The 16,320-nt window shown below is 68.9% G+C and carries 19 protein-coding genes; 18 read left to right on the top strand and 1 reads right to left on the bottom strand.

Annotation, left to right across the window (positions count from 1 at the left end; all coding sequences use genetic code 11):
* Positions 1-40: 40 nt before the first annotated feature.
* The 4 genes from BW991_RS19860 to BW991_RS19845 all read left to right on the top strand — a co-directional run bounded on the left by BW991_RS19860 (position 41) and on the right by BW991_RS19845 (position 4,800).
* On the top strand, positions 41-1,147 hold the full coding sequence (locus BW991_RS19860) for an AraC family transcriptional regulator (RefSeq protein ID WP_076603854.1): 1,107 nt from the start codon (positions 41-43) through the stop codon (positions 1,145-1,147).
* A 58-nt stretch (positions 1,148-1,205) separates the two neighbouring features.
* Positions 1,206-3,314 (top strand): PAS-domain containing protein, encoded by a 2,109-nt coding sequence (locus tag BW991_RS19855; protein WP_076603853.1) that lies wholly within the window; start codon positions 1,206-1,208, stop codon positions 3,312-3,314.
* On the top strand, positions 3,311-4,045 hold the full coding sequence (locus BW991_RS19850; RefSeq protein WP_076603852.1) for a response regulator transcription factor: 735 nt from the start codon (positions 3,311-3,313) through the stop codon (positions 4,043-4,045). Before BW991_RS19855 ends, BW991_RS19850 begins: the two co-directional genes overlap by 4 nt.
* Before the next feature lie 278 nt (positions 4,046-4,323).
* Entirely contained in the window at positions 4,324-4,800 is a 477-nt protein-coding gene (locus BW991_RS19845; RefSeq protein WP_050417575.1) for a VOC family protein, read from the top strand.
* 8 nt (positions 4,801-4,808) lie between these two features.
* Here BW991_RS19845 and ypfJ read toward each other — a convergent pair whose 3' ends face one another.
* Entirely contained in the window at positions 4,809-5,678 is an 870-nt protein-coding gene (gene ypfJ / locus BW991_RS19840) for a KPN_02809 family neutral zinc metallopeptidase (protein ID WP_076603851.1), read from the bottom strand.
* Positions 5,679-6,085: 407 nt separating this feature from the next.
* Here ypfJ and nifA point away from each other — a divergent pair, with 407 nt between their 5' ends.
* The 14 genes from nifA to clpP all read left to right on the top strand — a co-directional run bounded on the left by nifA (position 6,086) and on the right by clpP (position 16,320).
* Positions 6,086-7,702 (top strand): nif-specific transcriptional activator NifA, encoded by a 1,617-nt coding sequence (gene nifA / locus BW991_RS19835; protein ID WP_076603850.1) that lies wholly within the window; start codon positions 6,086-6,088, stop codon positions 7,700-7,702.
* Positions 7,703-7,983: 281 nt separating this feature from the next.
* Positions 7,984-9,537: a nitrogenase cofactor biosynthesis protein NifB gene (gene nifB / locus BW991_RS19830; protein WP_076603849.1), complete on the top strand. Its 1,554-nt coding sequence runs from the start codon at positions 7,984-7,986 to the stop codon at positions 9,535-9,537.
* 15 nt (positions 9,538-9,552) lie between these two features.
* Positions 9,553-9,774, top strand: coding sequence for a YfhL family 4Fe-4S dicluster ferredoxin (locus tag BW991_RS19825; protein ID WP_076603848.1), 222 nt, complete (start codon positions 9,553-9,555; stop codon positions 9,772-9,774).
* Positions 9,775-9,786: 12 nt separating this feature from the next.
* Entirely contained in the window at positions 9,787-10,161 is a 375-nt protein-coding gene (locus BW991_RS19820; RefSeq protein ID WP_076603847.1) for a HesB/IscA family protein, read from the top strand.
* A 10-nt stretch (positions 10,162-10,171) separates the two neighbouring features.
* Positions 10,172-10,939, top strand: coding sequence for a 4Fe4S-binding leucine-rich repeat protein (locus tag BW991_RS19815; RefSeq protein WP_076603846.1), 768 nt, complete (start codon positions 10,172-10,174; stop codon positions 10,937-10,939).
* Positions 10,940-10,963: 24 nt separating this feature from the next.
* Positions 10,964-11,308, top strand: coding sequence for a nitrogen fixation protein NifZ (locus BW991_RS19810; RefSeq protein WP_076603845.1), 345 nt, complete (start codon positions 10,964-10,966; stop codon positions 11,306-11,308).
* Positions 11,305-11,547 (top strand): nitrogen fixation protein NifZ, encoded by a 243-nt coding sequence (locus BW991_RS19805; protein WP_076603844.1) that lies wholly within the window; start codon positions 11,305-11,307, stop codon positions 11,545-11,547. The genes BW991_RS19810 and BW991_RS19805 overlap by 4 nt, the downstream gene beginning before the upstream one ends.
* Positions 11,548-11,564: 17 nt before the next feature.
* Complete coding sequence (locus BW991_RS19800) at positions 11,565-11,942, top strand: DUF3024 domain-containing protein (RefSeq protein WP_084205168.1); 378 nt, start codon at positions 11,565-11,567, stop codon at positions 11,940-11,942.
* A 16-nt stretch (positions 11,943-11,958) separates the two neighbouring features.
* Entirely contained in the window at positions 11,959-13,104 is a 1,146-nt protein-coding gene (locus tag BW991_RS19795) for a cysteine desulfurase family protein (protein WP_076603843.1), read from the top strand.
* 31 nt (positions 13,105-13,135) lie between these two features.
* Positions 13,136-13,345 (top strand): putative nitrogen fixation protein NifT, encoded by a 210-nt coding sequence (gene nifT / locus BW991_RS19790; protein WP_076603842.1) that lies wholly within the window; start codon positions 13,136-13,138, stop codon positions 13,343-13,345.
* A 1-nt stretch (position 13,346) separates the two neighbouring features.
* Positions 13,347-13,610: a hypothetical protein gene (locus BW991_RS19785; RefSeq protein WP_076603841.1), complete on the top strand. Its 264-nt coding sequence runs from the start codon at positions 13,347-13,349 to the stop codon at positions 13,608-13,610.
* A gap of 11 nt (positions 13,611-13,621) precedes the next feature.
* The gene (locus tag BW991_RS19780; protein WP_076603840.1) at positions 13,622-14,770 is read left to right on the top strand and encodes a DegT/DnrJ/EryC1/StrS family aminotransferase; all 1,149 of its coding nucleotides are present in this window, start codon (positions 13,622-13,624) and stop codon (positions 14,768-14,770) included.
* 21 nt (positions 14,771-14,791) lie between these two features.
* Positions 14,792-15,640, top strand: coding sequence for an SIR2 family NAD-dependent protein deacylase (locus BW991_RS19775; protein WP_076603839.1), 849 nt, complete (start codon positions 14,792-14,794; stop codon positions 15,638-15,640).
* 41 nt (positions 15,641-15,681) lie between these two features.
* Entirely contained in the window at positions 15,682-16,320 is a 639-nt protein-coding gene (gene clpP, locus BW991_RS19770) for an ATP-dependent Clp endopeptidase proteolytic subunit ClpP (RefSeq protein ID WP_076603838.1), read from the top strand.

Here is a 16,320-nt window from a genome sequence, read left to right as displayed (position 1 = left end):
AAATCCGCCAATCGCTCATCGCCCGTCAGGACGCTTCCGCATGCCCACCACCCTGCCGCCCCCCGGTGCCGACGCAGCGCCGCTTCGCCCGAAGCGCGCCACGGTGGCGATGGGTTTCGTGACCGGCATGCTCGCGGGCATGCAGGGCCGCGGGCGTGATCCGACCCCCTTCCTCGCCGCGGCCGGCATCGACCTTGCAGACCCCGCCACGCGGGTGCCGATCGACCGTTACGCACGCCTCTACAACGACATCACGCGCGCGCTCGACGACGAAGGCTTCGCGCTGTTCGCCCGGCCGATGCGCACGGACAGCTTCGAGTTCCTGTGCCGCGGCATGCTCGGCGCCGCGACGCTGGGCGAGGCGCTCGACCGCGCCGCACGCTTCCTGCGCATCGTGCTGCCCGACCTCGCGGTGAGCGTGCGCCGCGCCGAGGCCCCGGATGACGAGCGCGCCGAGCTGCGCATCTCCGAGACGCGCCGCCTCGCGGACTGGCGCGGCGACCCGGCGCGCGTGTTCGCCTTCGAATGGCTGCTGCGCCTGATCCACGCGGTGGCGTGCTGGCTCGTCGGCCGCGGCCTGGCGCTCGATTCGGTGCATTTCCCCTACCCGCGCCCCGCGCACGCCGACGATTACGCGCTGGTCTATACGGAACATTCCTTCTTCGACGCCGGCACGCTGGTCGCGCGCCTGCGCGACAACCTGCTCGACCTGCCGGTGCGGCGCGACGAGGCGGCGCTCAAGGCCTTCCTCGACGGCGCACCGGGCAAGATCACGATGCTGTACCGGCGCGACCGCGACATGGTGCTGCGCGTGCGCGACCTGCTGCGCGACGCACTGCCGGCGAGCCTCGCGCTCGAGGACGTCGCTGCCCGCCTGCACCTTTCGCCGCGCACGCTGCACCGCCGCCTCGAGGACGAAGGGGCGACCTTCCGCTCGATCAAGGACGCCCTGCGGCGCGACATCGCGCTGTCGCGGCTCACGAAGACGCAACTGCCGGTCGCGACGATCGCCGCGGAGCTCGGCTACGCCGACACCTCGGCCTTCTATCGCGCCTGCGTCGCGTGGACCGGGGTGTCGCCCGAGCGCTTCCGCAGGCAACTGCATGCCCATGGCGCAGACGCGACGGCGAAGCCGCGGTCGCACTAGAATGGGGCAACACAGCCACCTTCCAGCGCCCTTCCACCCCTGAGCGACCGACCACCCGATGCTTCGCACCCCGCCACCGACCCAGAGCGCCAAAGCGCCGTCGCGCATGTCCTCGCACGAGCTGCGCCGCTACGACCTGCTGCTTGCGGGCCTCGACCTGCTCGACCAGGCGATCGCGGTATTCGATGCGACGCCGAAGCTGGTGACCTGGAACAAGGCGATGCTGCGCCTGCTGGACTTCCCCGAAAGCATGGTGCGCGTCGGCACGCCCTTCGAGGAGTTCGTGCGCTTCAACGCCGAGCGTGGCGAATACGGGGAAGGCGAACTGGAGAAGCTGGTGTCCGAACGCATGGCGGCGGCACGCGCCTTCCTGCCGCACTACGCGGAGCGCAAGCGCCCCAACGGCAAGATCCTCGCCATCCGCGGCGTGCCGATCCCGAACCTGGGCTTCGTCTCGCTGTGGACCGACATCACCGAACAGCGCCGCGCCGAGGAGGTGATCCACCAGCAGAACCTCGAGCTGGAGGCCCGCGTCAAGGCACGCACGCAGGAACTCGAGAACGCCAACGCCCGCCTCGCCCACGCCAACGCGGAGATCGACGAGATCGCGGGCGCGCTGCGCCACAGCGAGGAAAAGCTCAAGACCATCATCGACTCGATTCCCGCGCTGATCGCCTACGTCGACCGCAACGAGATCTACCAGTTCGCGAATCGCGGCTACGCGGAGTGGTTCGGGCTGAGCAAGGAGGCGATCGTCGGGCGCACCATCGAAAGCGTGTTCGGCCCCGAGCTCTATCCGGTCGTCCGGCAGAGGCTCGCGGTCGTGGACCGCGGCGAACGCGTGAGCTACGAGTACGCCCGCAAGCTCGCCAACGGCCGGACGGTGCATGCGCGCAGCGTGATCGTGCCGGAGATGTCCGCGCAGGGCGAAGTGCTTGGCTATTTCGTGCTGTCGACCGACATCACCGAGCAGAAGGCGAGCCAGGCCGCGCTGATCCAGGCGCAGAAAATGGAAGCGGTGGGCCAGCTCACCGGCGGCCTCGCGCACGACTTCAACAACCTGCTGACGATCATCATCGGCAACCTGGCTGCGCTGCAGTCGCAGATGCCGCCGGGCACGCACGGCGAACATCTCGACCCGGCGTTGCACGCCGCACGCCGCGGTGCGGAACTCATCAAGCGCCTGCTCACCTTCTCGCGCGGCCAGGCGCTGGAGCCGCGCGCGGTCGAGGTCGGGGCGCTGGTGCAGGACATGGCGCAGCTGCTCGCACGCTCGCTGACCGAGAACGTACGCCTGCACACGCAGGCGCCTCCGGCGCCGCTGCACGCCTTCGTCGACGCCCACCAGCTCGAGAACGCGCTGCTCAACCTCGCGCTCAACGCGCGCGACGCGATGCCCGACGGCGGCGACCTGACGATCGCGATCGGCGAGCGCCACCTCGACGAAGGGCCGGCCGCGCTGGCCGAGCTGCCGCCGGGCGATTACGTGCAGATCGACGTCACCGACACCGGCAGCGGCATCGCCCCGGAACTGCTGCCGCGCCTCTTCGAGCCCTTCTTCACGACCAAGCCTTTCGGGCGCGGCAGCGGACTCGGCCTGGCGATGGTGTATGGCTTCGTGCGCCAGTCCGGCGGCAACATCCGCATCCGCAGCACGCCCGGCAAGGGCACGACGGTCACCTTCGTGCTGCCGCGTGCGGAAGCCCCCGCGGCGGTCGCCGAGAGCGGTACGGCCCCGCTCGTGAGCGCGGGGCGCAGCGTGTCCGGCCCGGTCCTGCTGGTCGAGGACGAACCCGAGGTGCGGCGCGTCATCCGCCTGCAGCTCACCGCGCTGGGCTACACCGTGATCGAGGCGGCCGATGGCGTCGAAGCGTGGCTGCTGCTCGAAGCCGTATCCGACATCGCGATCCTCGTCACCGACACCATCATGCCCGGCGGCATCGGCGGGCGCGAACTCGTCACGCGCACGCGCGCCTTGCGTCCCGACATGCCCATCCTCATGATTACCGGTTACGCGAGCGACAACGCCCTCGCCGGCACCGCCGAGCTCGACGTGCCCGTGCTGCGCAAGCCCTTCGACCAGGCTACGCTCGCCGCCGCGCTCGACGAGTTGCTCGAACACCCAGGAACCGCAGCCGTCCAGAGAGAGGAAGCCCCCGACCGATGACCGGACAAGAGACTTCGTCGCCGCTGATCCTCGTGCTGGAAGACGAGCCCGACATCGCGCGCATCATCTGCAGCGCGCTGTCGGGCTACGGCTTCCGCAGCGAACACCTGCGCACCGGACGCGACCTGCTCGCGCGTGCGCATCAGACCTCGCCCGATCTCGTGATCGTCGACCTCGGCCTGCCCGACATGGACGGCATGCAGGTGGTGCGCGAACTGCAGGACGGCAGCCCCTGCGCGGTGCTGATCCTCACCGGCCGCAACGACGTCACCGACCGAGTGCTGGGCCTCGAACTCGGCGCCGACGACTACATCGTCAAGCCCTTCGAACCGCGCGAGCTGGTCGCCCGCGTGCGTTCCATCCTGCGCCGCTACGCGCGCTCGGCCACGCCCGAGGCCGGCGCCGAGGCGCCCGCCGAACGCACCGTCGCCCGCTTCGGCGACTGGCGCTTCGACACCGGACGCCACTCGCTGGTGCACGCGGACGGCAGCGAAACCGCCCTGTCGTCGGCCGAAGCCGCCCTGCTGCTGACGCTGGTGCGACGCCCGAACAAGATCCTCAGCCGCGAGCAGCTGCTCGGCGAGCGCGACGTCGACCCGTTCGACCGCAGCATCGACGTGCGCATCTCGCGCCTGCGCCGCAAGCTCGGCGACGACCCGCACAGCCCCAAGATGATCAAGACGGTCTATGGCGCCGGCTACCTGTTCGCCGCACAGGTGAGCTGGGAGTGAGCGCCTCTCGTGCCCGACGCAGGGCATTTGCATGAACGATTCGTAGGGCGGAAAAGCGCAGCGCCTTCCGCCACGCGACGGTTGAGCTGGAGCGGCCGATCATGCGGCGGATAACGCCTTCGGCTCATCCGCCCTACACCCACATCGACGAGCACGATCGGCAGCCGGCACGACCGCGAGATTGTGCGCGCACGATTGCCCGCGCCCCTCTCGACGCCCCCACGCAGACTCGCCATAATTATGAATTCTTAATCCAGACGAATCGCGGAGACACTTCCATGACGCAACGCCCGTTCAAGATCCTCGGCATCCAGCAGATCGCCATCGGCGGCCCGAGCAAGGACAAGCTCAAGACCCTGTGGGTGGACATGCTCGGCCTGGAGGTGACCGGCAACTTCGTCAGCGAGCGCGAGAACGTCGACGAGGACATCTGCGCGATGGGCAAGGGTCCGTTCAAGGTCGAGGTCGACCTGATGCAGCCGCTCGACCCGGAGAAGAAGCCGGCCGTGCATGCGACGCCGCTCAACCACGTCGGCCTGTGGGTGGACGACCTGCCGAAGGCGGTGGAATGGCTCTCCGCCAACGGCGTGCGCTTCGCCCCGGGCGGCATCCGCCGCGGCGCGGCAGGCTACGACATCACCTTCCTGCACCCGAAGGGCAACGACGAGTTCCCGATCGGCGGCGAAGGCGTGCTGGTGGAACTGGTGCAGGCGCCGGCGGAAGTCGTCGAGGCGTTTGCGAAGCTGGCCGGCTGAGCTGACGCCTACAGTTTTGCGACGCTGAAGGTGTCGCACGCCTTCAGCGAGCCCTTCTCGAGGCCGGTGCGGAACCAGCGCACGCGCTGCGCGGAGCTGCCGTGCGTGAAGCTGTCGGGCACCACCTGCCCCTGCGTCTGCTTCTGCAGGCGGTCGTCACCGATCGCGGTGGCGGCCCCCAATGCTTCCTCGACGTCGCCCGCCTCCAGCACCTGGCGGCTGCGATCGGCGTGATGCGCCCATACGCCCGCGAGACAGTCCGCCTGCAGTTCCAGCCGCACCGATAGCTGGTTGCCCTGGCGCTCCGACACGCGCTCGCGCGCCTGTTGCACCTTTTCCGAAATCCCCAGCAGGTTCTGCACGTGATGGCCGACCTCGTGCGCGATCACGTAGGCCTGTGCGAAGTCGCCGGGCGCGCGGAAGCGGTCCTTCAGTTCGTTGAAGAAGGACAGGTCGAGATAGACCTTCTGGTCCGCCGGGCAGTAGAACGGCCCCATCGCCGCCTGGCCGACGCCGCAGCCGCTGCGCGTCGCGCCGGTGTACAGCACCATGCGCGGCTGATGGTACTGCCCTCCGCCTGACTTGAAGATGGTCCCCCAGGTGTCCTCGGTATCCGCCAGCACCATGGACGCGAAGCGTGCCAGCTCGTCCTCGGCCGGCGAGCGCGGCGCCGCGCGCCGGGCGGCCGGTGGCGGCGACTGACTGACGCTCGCGGTGTCGAGGATCACGCGCGGGTCGATGCCGAAATACATCGCGACGAGCGCGATCACGATCGTGCCGACGCCGATGCTGCGACCGCCGCCGAAGCCGCCCCCGCCGCCACCTTCTTCACGGCGATCCTCGATGTTGTCGCTCTCGCGGCCGTTGCGGAACAGCATGCGTTTTCCCCGTCCTGATGTCCTGTAACAACTTCCATTATGGACGAGGCCGGCACAGGTAGCCGTGCTTACGCGTAACTGCGTATGTGCGGACGCCCCGCTCGGCCTTGTCGCGATTGTCCGCTTTGCATGCTGCGGCCGCAGGGCGCCGGGCGGGCCCATCGCGGAGCGCAGCGGCCCGGCACATCCCGACCCCGCCGCCGGCGGGGAAGTCCGGCGGACACACACCGGGGCAGCGCCCCCCGTGAATGCTGCGGCGCAAAACTTGCTAGGTTTCCCGTATTGACTGTGCGGTCATTCGTTCCCGGCCGCCCGTGGCCGGCGGACAAATCCGGTGCCGCGGGCGCAGCCGGGAATGGTCGTTCGACCGCATCCGGAAATCGTCGTCTTCCTGCAGGAGGGGCCGCATGAGCAAGACTCCGGTCCGCAACGAGCATCTCCAGCTCGTCGCCATTTATGAAATCAGCAAGATCCTGGGCGAAGCCGTGGACCTCCCGCGGATGATGCACAGGATCCTGAACGTGTTCACGATCTATCTCGAGACCCGCCAAGGGACGATCAGTCTGGTGCACGAATCGGGCGAATTGCACCTGGTTGGTGCAAGCGGCATGTCAGGGGAGGAATTCCGCAAGTGCCGCGAATGCATCGGCGAAGGCTTGCCCGGGCGGATCTTGCGCAGCGGGATGCCCGTCGTGATCCCGGACATCACGAAGGAACACGGCTTCATCCATTGCGCCAGCTGCACCGGCGAACTGGAGGGGCCGGGGCGGCGCGTGGCGTACATCGGCGTGCCGATCCGCACCGGTCGCGAGGTGGTCGGCGTGATGGGCGTCGAGCGCGTAGTCTATGACGCCTCGCACCGCTTCGACGCCGACGTGCATCTGCTGAAGATGGTGGCCAACCTGATCGGCCAGGCCGTGCGCCTCCATCACGAGCGCAGCGCCGAGGCGGTACCGCTCGCAGAGGAGCGGCGCGCGCCGATGCAGGCGCGGCGGCGCGAACGCTACAGCCTCGACAACGTCGTCGGCAATTCGTCGTCGATGCAGAAGGTATTCGCCGAGGTCCACCAGTCGGCACCGTCGCGCTCGACCATCCTGCTGCGCGGCGAGAGCGGTACCGGCAAGGAGGTGATCGCGCGCTCGATCCACTACCTGAGCCCGCGTCGCGACGGCCCGTTCATCAAGGTGAACTGTGCGGCGCTGTCCGAGACGCTGCTCGAATCGGAACTCTTCGGGCACGAGAAGGGCGCGTTCACCGGCGCCCAGTTCGAGCGCAAAGGGCGCTTCGAGCTCGCGAACGGCGGCACGCTGTTCCTCGACGAGATCGGCGAGATCTCGCTCGCCTTCCAGGCCAAGCTCCTGCGCGTGCTGCAGGAACGCGAGTTCGAGCGCGTCGGCGGCAACCGCCCGATCAAGGTCGACGTGCGCCTGATCACCGCGACCAACCGCGACCTCGAGCGCGCGGTGGCGGGCGGGGATTTCCGCTCCGACCTGTACTACCGCATCAACGTCGTGAGCATCTTCATGCCGCCGCTGCGCGAGCGGCGCGAGGACATCCCCTCGCTGGTCGATCACTTCCTCGCGCGCTATAACGGCGAGAACGAGCGCGAGCTGGAGATCACGCCCGAGGCGATGCACATCCTGCAGCACTGCTACTGGCCGGGCAACGTGCGCGAGCTGGAGAACTGCGTCGAGCGCACGGCGACGATGACACGCGGCACGCTCATCCGCGACCTGAACATCCCCTGCCAGCACAACCGCTGCCTCACGCAGCTCCTGCACGAGCTGAACGACGAGGGCGCCGGCGAGCGGCCGACGAGCCGCATCGTGACAATACCGATCCACCGGGCGCCGCCCGAGGACGCGCCGAAACCCGAGGCCGGCCTGTCGGAGCGCGAAACGCTGTTGTGGGCGCTGGAGCAGTCGCGCGGCGTGCAGGCGAAGGCGGCGCGGCTGCTGAACCTGTCGCCGCGCCAGTTCGGCTACGCGCTGCAGAAACATGACCTGCGTGTGAAGAAGTTCTGATCCGCCCCTCCCCTTCCCTTTCCCCTTCCCTTGCGGGCCACGGCGCTCCCCTCTCCCGGCGCCGTGGCCTTTTTTCGTCCGCGCACGACGCCCCCGGCCGCGACGTCGCGCTCTCGACAATACGTCGCGACGCGTTGCGAATGTCCGGATTGTCACGCGCTGCTGCGAGCGCACAATCCGCGCAAGCCACTGATTATTTGCAACAAACATCGATGGCATGGTTCTGGCTCTGTGAGTCGCGAAGGGGCGAAGTCCCCGTCACCACTCACAGAGAGGTCTCCATGGAAGCTACCGCTTATGTTGGCGTGCAGGACATCAAGCCGCTCGCGCAGCTGCTCGACAAGGTCGCGGAACACAAGGGCTGCGGCACCTCGAGCGGCAGCGGCAAGGCGAGCTGCGGCTCGTCGGCAGGTCCCGCGGACATGTCGCCGGAAGTGTGGGAGAAGGTGAAGAACCACCCCTGCTACAGCGAGGAAGCCCACCACCACTACGCCCGCATGCACGTAGCGGTGGCGCCGGCCTGCAACATCCAGTGCAACTACTGCAACCGCAAGTACGACTGTGCCAACGAGTCGCGCCCGGGCGTCGTCAGCGAGAAGCTCACGCCGGAGCAGGCATCGAAGAAGGTGCTCGCGGTCGCATCGGCGATCCCGCAGATGACGGTGCTGGGCATCGCCGGCCCGGGGGACCCCCTCGCGAACCCGGAGAAGACGTTCAAGACCTTCGAGCTGATCGCGAAGACCGCACCGGACATCAAGCTGTGCCTGTCGACCAACGGGCTGGCGCTGCCGGACCACGTCGACACGATCAAGTCCTTCAACGTCGACCACGTGACGATCACCATCAACATGGTCGATCCGGAGGTGGGCCAGCACATCTACCCGTGGATCTACTACCAGAACAAGCGCTGGAAGGGCATCGACGCGGCGCGCATCCTCAGCGAACGGCAGCTGCTGGGGCTGGAGATGCTCACCGAGCGCGGCATCCTGTGCAAGGTGAACTCGGTGATGATCCCGGGCATCAACGACCGCCACCTCGTCGAGGTGAACAAGGCCGTGAAGTCGCGCGGCGCCTTCCTGCACAACATCATGCCGCTGATCTCGGCGCCCGAGCACGGCACGGTGTTCGGCCTGACCGGCCAGCGCGGCCCCTCGGCGCAGGAGCTGAAGGCGCTGCAGGACGCCTGCGAGGGCGAGATGAACATGATGCGCCACTGCCGCCAGTGCCGCGCCGATGCGGTCGGGCTGCTGGGCGAGGACCGCAGCGCCGAGTTCACGACCGACAGGATCGACGCGATGGAGGTCGAGTACGACGCGGCGACGCGCCAGGCCTACCAGGAACTGGTCGAGGAGCAGCGTCAGGCGAAGGTCGCCGCGAAGCGGGAAGAACTCGCGGAGCTCGCCGGCGCGGACAGCGACATCAAGCTGATGATCGCGGTCGCGACCAAGGGCGAGGGCAAGGTCAATGAACATTTCGGCCACGCGAGCGAATTCCAGGTGTACGAGGTCTCGACCGCCGGGGCGAAGTTCGTCGGCCATCGCCGCGTCGATCTTTACTGCCAGGGCGGCTACGGCGAAGAGGACGCGCTGCCGACGGTGGTGCGCGCGATCAACGACTGCCATGCGGTGTTCGTCGCGAAGATCGGCGGCTGTCCGCGCGACGAGCTGAAGGCCGCGGGCATCGACCCGGTCGACCGCTACGCCTTCGAGTTCATCGAGCGCTCGGCGATCGCCTACTTCCGCGAATACCTCGACAAGGTCGCCGCGGGCGAGATCGTCCATCAGCCGCGCGGCGATGCCGACATCCGCCAGGGCGCGTACGTCGCAGCGGCTTAGGGACAGGAGATTGCCATGGCCTACATGATCGTCGCCGACCAATGCACCGGCTGCTGTGCGTGCGAGCCCGAATGCCCGAACAAGGCGATCAGCGCGCACAAGAGCATCTTCGTGATCGACCCGGACAAATGCACCGAATGCGTCGGGCACCACGACGAGCCGCAGTGCGTCGCGGTGTGCCCGATCGACGACACCTGCATCATCGATGAAACCTGGCCCCGTGAAGAGGCCGCCTGAGGAGATCAACCCATGAACATTTCCATCACCCCCGCCGCCGAGAAGTTCATGCGCCGCATGGTGCGCTTCGGCGGAGGCGGGCCGGATGCCGGCTTCCGCCTGCAGGTCACGGCCGGCGGCTGTTCCGGCTATGCGTCGGAGTTCAATGTCGAGCCGCCGCGCGCCGGGGACGCGACGCTGGACTGGAACGGCCTCACGCTGATCCTGCCGACCGAGTCGCGGCTGCTGCTCGAGGGCGTGACGATCGACTTCGCCGACACGCCGATGAGCTCCGGCCTGACCTTCATCAACCCCAACGCCGCGAGCTGCGGCTGCAGCACGAGCGCCCCGTCCGGCCCGGCGGGGGTGGCGGCGATCAGCATCGACTCGATCCGCCGCAAGGCCTGAAGGCGCGATCATGGTCCCCGACACTGACACTCTTCCCGACGGCATCCCGGCGGTCGACTGGCAGGGTCGGGCGATCGACTGTACGAACTGCCCCCACCGCGAACTGCGCGCCGCCGGCCGCTGCACGCCGGGGCATGCCTGCGTCGCCGACCGCTACGCGAAACGCATCGACCGCTTCTTCGCGTGGAACCCGAACGTGGCCGACACCTGCCTCGACCATCCCTACTTCGAGGTGCGCGCCGTCGCCGCCAAGCACGCCGACCTGTTCCTGCTGCCGCGGCTGCTCGGCGATCCGGACGAGACCGTGCGCTGGAGCATCGCCCAGCGCCTGCCGCAGCGCTACCTGATGCAGATGCGCGACGACCCCGACCGCGAAGTGCGCATCCGCGTCGCGGCGCGGCTGGAGCCGGCGGCGCTGAAGAGCATGCTCGACGACCCGGACTACTACGTGCGCACGGTGATCGCCCGCCGCCTGCCGCCCGGCCTGCTGCGCATGCTGCAGCACGATCCGGACCGCGAGGTGCGCGTCGCGGTGGCCCGCCGCATCGACGCCGAGGGCCTGCGCGGCATGGCCGGCGACGCCGATCCCGGCGTGCGCCTCGTGGTCGCGCAGCGCCTGCCGGCCGCGCAACTGCCGCTGCTGGCGGACGACCCGGACTGGCGTATCCGCCATGAAGTCGCGCAGCGCATCGAGCCGTCGCGCCTCGGTTCGCTGCTCGACGACGAGGATGCCGCGGTACGCGAGGCCGCGCGCGGCCGCGGAAACCGCGTCGCATGAATGCCACCGACCCAGGAGCCCAGCATGAAGATCAACCGTGACGGCGACATCGTGGAACTGAACGCTCCGCCGCGCTTCGGCTACGGCGAGAAAGTCATGAGCACGAAGACCGTGCGCAACGACGGCACCTTTCCGGGCCGCGAGATCGGCGACATCCTCGTCAAGAAGGGCGACGTCGGCTACGTCAGCAGCATCGGCACCTTCCTGCAGCAGTTCTACATCTATGGCGTCGAGTTCGTCGACCACGGCTACCGCGTCGGCATGAAGGGGCGCGAGCTCGAATCGCTCGACTACGACGACGATGAAGACGAGGCCGATGCCGCAACGGCCGCGGCCGATCTCGAAAACATTCCGGGAGCACCCGCATGATCGATCCGAGACTGCCGAAATTCGACTGGGGCATGCGCGTGATCGCTGTCGCCGACCTGCTCAACGACGGCTCCTACCCCGACCGCGAACCCGACGCCCTGCTCGCCGGCGCCGGCACGGTCGGCGAGATCGTGCAGATCGGCCGCCACACCGAGACCGACGCGCCGGTGTACCTGGTGGAGTTTCCCGACGGCAGCGTGATCGGCTGCCTCGAAGAAGAAATCGCGCGGGCGAGCTGAGCATGAAGGCCCACGCGATGAAACGCTCCGCCCCCGCCCCGGTCGCGCCGGCCGACGCCCCGCGCGCCGGCTTGCGCACCCAGCCCAACGAGCTCGACCTGCGGCGCATCGAGCGCCTGCTGGAAAAGCGCATCCGCTACCGCTACGTGTCGCCGCGCGTCGAGGCCTGCGACGACGGTTACCGCGTCGTCAGCCCGTGCTGCTCGCGCAATGTCGATACGGCCGGTGGCGACATCGAGATCGCGCGCCTCGTGTGGGACGGCGCCGGCGGCAGCTGGCGCCTGTATTCCCGCGACCACGCGCGCGGCGAGTGGATGTTCTACGACAGCGGCCGCCAGATCGACGCGGTGCTGATGGCGCTGCTCGCCGACCCCTTCCGCGTGTTCTGGCCGTAAGCGGACGCTGACGATCATGGGCGCGCCCATCTACCTCGACCACAACGCGACGACCCGGCCCGCGCCGGAGGTGATCGCCGCGATGACTGAGTGCCTCGAACACGGCTGGGGCAACCCGTCGAGCGCGCATCGCCTCGGCACCGAGGCCAAGGGGCGGCTCAATGCCGCGCGCGCTCAGGTCGCGGCGCTGATCGGCGCCGTCGCGGCGCGCATCGTATTCACGGCGAGCGCGACCGAAGCGAACCATATGGCGATCCTCGGCGCGCTCGCGGCGCGGCCGGACCGGCGCCACATCGTCACGAGCGCGGTCGAGCATCCATCCTCGCTGATGCTCTTGCGTCACCTGCAGAGCCGCGGCGTGCGCGTGACGACGCTGGGCGTAGATGCGGAAGGCCGCCTCGACCGCGCCGCACTGGACGCGGCGATCGACGACGACACCGCGCTCGTGAGCCTGATGTGGGCCAACAACGAGACCGGCGTGCTGTTTCCGGTCGCCGAGATCGCCGAAATCGCACAGCGCCGCGGCGTGCTGTTCCACTGCGACGCCGTGCAGGCCGCCGGGCGCGTGACGATCGACCTCGCGCAGCTGCCGATCGACCTCCTCACCCTGTCGGCGCACAAGCTGCACGGCCCCAAGGGCGTCGGCGCGCTCCATGTACGCAAGGACTTCGCGCTGCCGCCGATGGTCTTCGGCCATCAGGAGCGCGGCCGGCGCGGCGGCACCGAGAACCTCGCCGCGATCGTCGGTTTCGGCGTCGCCGCCCAGCTCGCTGCGCGCGCGCCGACCGAGGACATCCCCCGCCTCGCCGCGCTGCGCGACCGGCTCGAATTCGGCCTGCTGCAACGCATCCCGCAGACCCGCCTCAACGGCGCCGTCGCCGCGCGCATCGGCAACACGACGAACCTGCGCTTCGCCACCGTCGACGCCGAGATCGTGCTCGACCGCCTCGACCGCGCCGGCATCTGCGCCTCCAGCGGCTCGGCCTGCGCGGCCGGCGGCAGCGAGCCCTCGCCGGTGCTGCTCGCGATGGGCCAGAGCCGCGCCGAGGCGCTCGCCGCGCTGCGCTTCTCGCTCGGGCGCGACACCACCACCGCCGACATCGACCGGGTCCTCGAGCTGCTGCCCTGCATCGTGTGCCCGCTCGTCGGAGAGGCGGCATGAATCCGATTCACGCAAACCTGGAGCCCGCACCATGAAAATCATGATCCGCAAGGACCACGCCGGCGCGCTGTCGGCCTACGTGCCCAAGAAGGACCTCGAGGAGCCCATCGTCGCGATGGAGAAGGAAGGGCTGTGGGGCGGCAAGGTCACGCTCGGCAACGGCTGGCAGCTGGAACTGCCGGAGATGGCGGCCGACACGCGGCTGCCGATCACGGTCGAAGCACGCCGCCTCGGAGACTGAGATGAGCGTCACCGCGGAACAGCTCGCCCACGTGTGCACGCTGCTGCAGCGCACCGGCCCCGCCGAGAACCCGCTGCCGGCACTGCGCGCGGCCCTTCCCGGCATGGTGTTCACGCGCTGCGACGCCTCCGACATGGACGGCGAGACCCCCGCGACGCGCGCCGGCGACTACGACCTCTACCTCGTCGACAACTCCGACCATTGCTGGCGCATCACGACCGACCCGCAGCACGCCGGCGGTGTCGTGATCGCGGCGCACAGATAGCGAGACGCACCATGGACGACGGCTGGATCCCCCTCAACGACCCCGACATGAGCCTCGCCGAGATCGACGCGGTGAGCGCGGTGCTGAAGTCGTCGCGCCTGTCCGCCGGCCCGCGGGTCGAAGCCTTCGAGGACGAATTCGCCGACTACGTCGGCCGCCGCTACGGCATCGCGGTCGCGAGCGGCACGCTGGGCCTGATGCTCGGGCTGCGCGCGATGGGCATCGGCCCCGGCGACGAGGTGATCGCGTCGGCGTACGGCTGGCACCAGATCGCCCATGCGATCGTGCTCGCGGGCGCAACCCCGGTGTTCGCCGAGATCGACTACTGGTCGGGCTGCCTCGCGCCCGACAAGGCGGCGCAGAAGATCGGCCCGAGGACGCGCGCAATCGTCGCCGGCAACAGCAACGGCCATCCGGCGGCGTGGAACGAATTCCGCCAGCTCGCGGCGACCCACGGTCTGAAGCTGATCGAGGACTCGACCGAAGCGATCGGCTCGCGCTACCAGGGCCGGCTCGTCGGCGGTTTCGGCGACCTCGCGATCTTCGACTTCTCGCAGCCCTCGGCGCTGTGCTGCGGCGAAGGCGCGATGATCGTCACCGACGACCCGGAACTCGCGAGCGAGCTGCGCTACCACCGCAGCCGCGCGCTCGACGAGCGCTTCTCGATCTCGATCGCCAACCGCGTGCCCGCCCAGGCCGGCATCGGCGACGTGACCGCCGCGCTGGGCCTGGCGCAGCTGCAGCGCATCGACGAGATCCTCGCACGGCGCAAGAAGGTCGAGAGCTACTACCTCGCCCAGATCCAGTCCTTCGAAGGCATCAAGCCGCCCTACATCGCGCCCGAGATCGACGAGATCCACTGGCTGCTATTCCTCGTGCATCTGGGCACGCGCTTCACGAAGAGCGCGCGCAACCAGATCGTCGACGACCTCGCGACCGAGTCGATCGGGGCCGCCGCCTTCTGCAACCCGCTGCACCAGCAGTACTTCTACTCGACGCTCGGCTACAAGCGCGGCGACCTGAAAGTCACCGAAAAGATCGCCGACCGCGCGCTCGCCCTGCCCTTCCACGCTCACCTCGCCGAAGACCAGGTGCGCTTCATCGTCCAGACCGCCAAGGATTCGTCGGTGAATGTCGGCGCCGGCGCGGCGATCTACTGATACCCCCCTCGGAGACCGGAAATGACTGCAAACGCCCCCGCGCTGGAAGACATCGGCGCCGCCCTCGCCGCCGGCACGCTGATCCCCTACCTCGGCCCCGGCATGCTCGACCTGCTGCCCGACTGCCCGGTGCCTGCCTCGCCCGAGCAGCTCGTCGCCACGCTCACCGCGAAGACCACCGTGCCGCACAAGATCCGCGGCAAGCTCACCGCGGCGGCGCAGTACATCGAGAACTTCAAGCACCGCAAGAGCCTCGTCGCGCTGATGAACGACGCCTACGCCGTGAGCGTGCCACCCTCGGTGCTGCATCGCCGGCTCGCCGAACTGCCGCTGCCGCTCGTCGTCGACGCCTGGTACGACGACGCGATGCCGGCCGCGCTCGCGCCGCGACGCGACTGGGGCCAGGTGCAGGGCCTGTCGCAGTCCGAGCACTTCGGCAACTGGTTCGGCTTCTACGACGCCGACGGCGCGGTGACACCGGACGAATACGCCGCCGGCTGGACCACGCTGCTCTACAAGCCCCTCGGCGGACGCGCCCCGGCCGCGAATTACCTCGTCTCCGACTCCGACTACGTCGAGGTGCTGACCGAGATCGACATCCAGACGCCGATCCCGCAGGCGGTGCAGTACCTCCGCAGCGGGCGCAACTTCCTCTTCCTCGGCTGCCGCTTCAACGACCAGCTGCAGCGCAGCTTCGCGCGCCAGATCATGAAGCGCTCGTCCGACCGCCACTGGGCCGTGCTGCCGGGCGAGCCGACGAAGAACGAGCTGCGCTTCCTCGCCGAACAGAACATCACGCGCATCGACCTGCCGCTCGCCGAGTTCGCGGCGCGGTTCGCCACGCTCGGCGCGGAGGCGGCAGCGGCATAAGCCCCCACAACAGGCCCCTTCCCGGAAAAGGAGCGCACCCCATGTACGCAGGCGACCACTGGAACCCGCAGGCCCTCGGCCTGATCCCCACCGTCATCGAACAGAGCGGCCGCGGCGAGCGCGCGTACGACATCTACTCGCGGCTGCTGCGCGAGCGCGTGGTCTTCCTCGTCGGGCCGGTGAACGACGCCACCGCGAACCTCGTCGTCGCCCAGCTGCTGTTCCTGGAATCCGAGAACCCGGACAAGGACATCCACTTCTACATCAACTCGCCGGGCGGCTCGGTCACGGCCGGGCTTGCGATCTACGACACGATGCAGTTCATCAAGCCGGACGTATCGACGCTGTGCGTCGGCCAGGCCGCCTCGATGGGCGCCTTCCTGCTCGCCGCCGGGGCCGCCGGCAAGCGCTTCGCGCTGCCCAACTCGCGGATCATGATCCACCAGCCGCTGGGCGGCTTCCAGGGCCAGGCCTCGGACATCGCGATCCACGCGAAGGAGATCCTCTACCTGCGCGAACGGCTCAACGCCATGCTCGCCAGGCACAGCGGCAAGACCGTCAAACAGATCGATAAGGACACCGACCGCGACAACTTTCTTTCCGCCGAGGCAGCGGTCGCCTACGGGCTGGTGGACGAGGTCCTCGCCCACCGCGGCGCGCCTTCGGCCCCACGAGCCTGA

The organism is Aromatoleum tolulyticum (genome assembly GCF_900156155.1).
GTDB lineage: Bacteria > Pseudomonadota > Gammaproteobacteria > Burkholderiales > Rhodocyclaceae > Aromatoleum > Aromatoleum tolulyticum.
This window is presented reverse-complemented; position numbering and strand designations above follow the sequence as displayed.

Bases quoted from the DNA above. Each gene is read 5' to 3' on its own strand.
- BW991_RS19860 (WP_076603854.1), top strand. From the start codon at position 41: ATGCCCACCACCCTGCCGCCCCCCGGTGCCGACGCAGCGCCGCTTCGC.
- BW991_RS19855 (WP_076603853.1), top strand. From the start codon at position 1,206: ATGCTTCGCACCCCGCCACCGACCCAGAGCGCCAAAGCGCCGTCGCGC.
- BW991_RS19850 (WP_076603852.1), top strand. From the start codon at position 3,311: ATGACCGGACAAGAGACTTCGTCGCCGCTGATCCTCGTGCTGGAAGAC.
- BW991_RS19845 (WP_050417575.1), top strand. From the start codon at position 4,324: ATGACGCAACGCCCGTTCAAGATCCTCGGCATCCAGCAGATCGCCATC.
- ypfJ (WP_076603851.1), bottom strand. From the start codon at position 5,678: ATGCTGTTCCGCAACGGCCGCGAGAGCGACAACATCGAGGATCGCCGT.
- nifA (WP_076603850.1), top strand. From the start codon at position 6,086: ATGAGCAAGACTCCGGTCCGCAACGAGCATCTCCAGCTCGTCGCCATT.
- nifB (WP_076603849.1), top strand. From the start codon at position 7,984: ATGGAAGCTACCGCTTATGTTGGCGTGCAGGACATCAAGCCGCTCGCG.
- BW991_RS19825 (WP_076603848.1), top strand. From the start codon at position 9,553: ATGGCCTACATGATCGTCGCCGACCAATGCACCGGCTGCTGTGCGTGC.
- BW991_RS19820 (WP_076603847.1), top strand. From the start codon at position 9,787: ATGAACATTTCCATCACCCCCGCCGCCGAGAAGTTCATGCGCCGCATG.
- BW991_RS19815 (WP_076603846.1), top strand. From the start codon at position 10,172: ATGGTCCCCGACACTGACACTCTTCCCGACGGCATCCCGGCGGTCGAC.
- BW991_RS19810 (WP_076603845.1), top strand. From the start codon at position 10,964: ATGAAGATCAACCGTGACGGCGACATCGTGGAACTGAACGCTCCGCCG.
- BW991_RS19805 (WP_076603844.1), top strand. From the start codon at position 11,305: ATGATCGATCCGAGACTGCCGAAATTCGACTGGGGCATGCGCGTGATC.
- BW991_RS19800 (WP_084205168.1), top strand. From the start codon at position 11,565: ATGAAACGCTCCGCCCCCGCCCCGGTCGCGCCGGCCGACGCCCCGCGC.
- BW991_RS19795 (WP_076603843.1), top strand. From the start codon at position 11,959: ATGGGCGCGCCCATCTACCTCGACCACAACGCGACGACCCGGCCCGCG.
- nifT (WP_076603842.1), top strand. From the start codon at position 13,136: ATGAAAATCATGATCCGCAAGGACCACGCCGGCGCGCTGTCGGCCTAC.
- BW991_RS19785 (WP_076603841.1), top strand. From the start codon at position 13,347: ATGAGCGTCACCGCGGAACAGCTCGCCCACGTGTGCACGCTGCTGCAG.
- BW991_RS19780 (WP_076603840.1), top strand. From the start codon at position 13,622: ATGGACGACGGCTGGATCCCCCTCAACGACCCCGACATGAGCCTCGCC.
- BW991_RS19775 (WP_076603839.1), top strand. From the start codon at position 14,792: ATGACTGCAAACGCCCCCGCGCTGGAAGACATCGGCGCCGCCCTCGCC.
- clpP (WP_076603838.1), top strand. From the start codon at position 15,682: ATGTACGCAGGCGACCACTGGAACCCGCAGGCCCTCGGCCTGATCCCC.